Origin of the sequence: Ferrimonas senticii DSM 18821, assembly GCF_000422665.1 — a bacterium.
Lineage (GTDB): Bacteria > Pseudomonadota > Gammaproteobacteria > Enterobacterales > Shewanellaceae > Ferrimonas > Ferrimonas senticii.
Window position 1 is genome coordinate 1 of record NZ_AUGM01000034.1, and the last position, 2,459, is coordinate 2,459.

The following is a 2,459-nucleotide window of genomic DNA, read 5'->3' on the forward strand; positions in this document are numbered from 1 at the left end:
ACCGTGGTGATCAACGACGACGGCACCCTCACCTTTACCCCGAACGCCAACTTTAATGGCGACACCACCATCAGCTACACCGTCACCGATGCCAATGGCGATAGCAGCGATGCGACGGTGGCCGTCACCGTTAATGCGGTTAATGACGCTCCTTTGGTTAGTAGCAATGAAATTACTGTCAATGAAGCCAGTTCTGGCGCATTAGGGCTATCAGCGCCAACCGACGCCGATGGCGATAACCTCACCATCACCGTTACCGGCCTGCCAACCATCGGTAGCATCACCTTGGCCGATGGCACCACAGTAGTAACCAATGGTATGGAGTTAACTGCTGAGCAACTGGAAGGCTTGTTGTATCAAGCACCAGATGACTACAACGACGGCGATGCCGTTGGCCAGTTCAGCTACAGCGTCAACGACGGCAATGGCGGCACCGTCAGCGGTGGCGTTAGCATCACCGTTAACCCAACCAACGACGCTCCCGATGCAGTTGATGATTACATCCAAACGGTTGAGGAAAGCACCCAGACCCTATATCTGCTGAACAATGACAGCGATGCCGATGGCGATGACCTGACCATCACTCACATTGCCGGAGTGGCACTGACTCCGGGCACCGCCCAGCGCATTGACCTTGATGGCGGCTATATCTACATCAATGCCAAAGGAGATATCTCCTTTAGCGGTAATCGCGACTTCTTCGGTCAAGTGCAGTTTGACTACACCATCAGCGATGGCAATGGCGGCAGCGATACCGCCACCGCAACCTTAGAGGTGCGCAACCAGCCGGATAACCCAACCGCGGTCACCGACAACTACACCGTCAACGAAGACGGCACCATCACTCTGGATCTGTTGGCCAACGATCTTAATCCCGATGACAACGGTCTGCGGATCGATCGCATTCATGACACCTTTATCAGAGAGGGCGAAGCCTACTCAATTGATGTCGGTAACGGCACCGTCAATGTTGCCGCCGATGGCACCATCACCTTTGTGCCCGCTGCTAACTTCAACGGTGACATCAGCTTCCGCTACGACATCATGAGCGGCGGCGGTCAGGTCGATGGTGGCAACGTCAATATCACCGTTACTCCAGAAAATGACGCCCCCGATGCGGTTGATGATTACATCCAAGCGGTTGAGGAAGGCACCCAAACTCTGTATCTGCTGAATAATGACAGTGATGCCGATGGCGATGACCTGACCATCACTCACATTGCTGGGGTGGAGCTGACTCCGGGCACCGCCCAGCGCATTGATCTTGATGGCGGCTATATCTACATCAACGCCAGTGGCGATATCTCCTTCACCGGCAATCGCGATTTCTTTGGCCAAGTGCAGTTTGAGTACACCATCAGCGATGGCAACGGCGGCAGCGATAGCGCCACTGCCACCCTAGAGGTTAGGAATGAGCCAGATATTCCTACCGCGGTTGATGACAGTTACACCGTCAACGAAGACGGCACCATCACTCTTAACCTTCTGGCTAACGACCTTAATCCGGATAACAATGGCCTGACGGTTGAGCGTATTCACGATACCTTCATCAATGAAGGCCAAACCTACTCAATTGATGTCGGTAATGGCACCGTCAATGTTGCCGCCGATGGCACTATTACCTTTGTCCCCAATGCTAACTTCAGCGGCGATATCAATTTCGACTATTGGGCCAGAAGCGGCGGCGGCCAAAGCGATCGCGGCGAAGTAGCTATCAGCGTTACTCCGGATGATGCCGATGCCGTGATCAATGACGACAGCGCCAGCACCGACGAGGACAACGCCGTCAGTGGCAACGTCCTTAGCAACGACGTCAAAGATGACTCCGATCTGACCGTTACCGGCTTCACCATCAACGGCGACAGCACCGTTTATAACGCTGGCGATACCATCACCATCAGTGGTGTCGGCGAGTTCACCCTTAATGCCGATGGCAGCTACACCTTTAGCCCAGCAAGTGACTGGAACGGCGAAGTCCCAACCATCAGTTACACCACCAATACTGGCCAAAGCGCTAACCTCGACATCACCGTTAACGCCGTTAATGATGCACCGAAGCTCAGCATCACCAGAGGAGTCACCTTCACCGAAGACAGCGGCGTCGAAGCTGGCGATATCATGCTGAGCTACACCACCTTCGATGCCGATGGCGATGCGGTCACGGTTAAGCTCAGTAACACCACCTATTACGCTCTCGACGGCAACGGCAATGTGGTGCTGACCCAAGCAGGGGCAGATCGAGTTAACCAAGGTAAGCAACTACCGGATCTGCACCTCACCCCCAACGATGGCACCGTGGATGGCAACGTAGTCGGTTTTGGCCCCACCGTTATCCCAGTCAATGACGCCCCTGAAGCTCAAGACGATAGCTACAGCACCTTTGAAGACCGCAGCGTCACCCTGGAACTGCTGAAAAATGACAGCGATGAAGAGGGTGATGACTTAACTGTCACTCACAT

At 54.2% G+C, this 2,459-nt stretch carries 1 protein-coding gene; it reads left to right on the forward strand.

Annotated features, from left to right (window positions below; all coding sequences use genetic code 11):
- Window positions 1–2,459, forward strand: a 2,459-nt coding sequence (locus G506_RS0113180; RefSeq protein WP_028117262.1) for an Ig-like domain-containing protein, incomplete at both ends; no start/stop codon positions are given.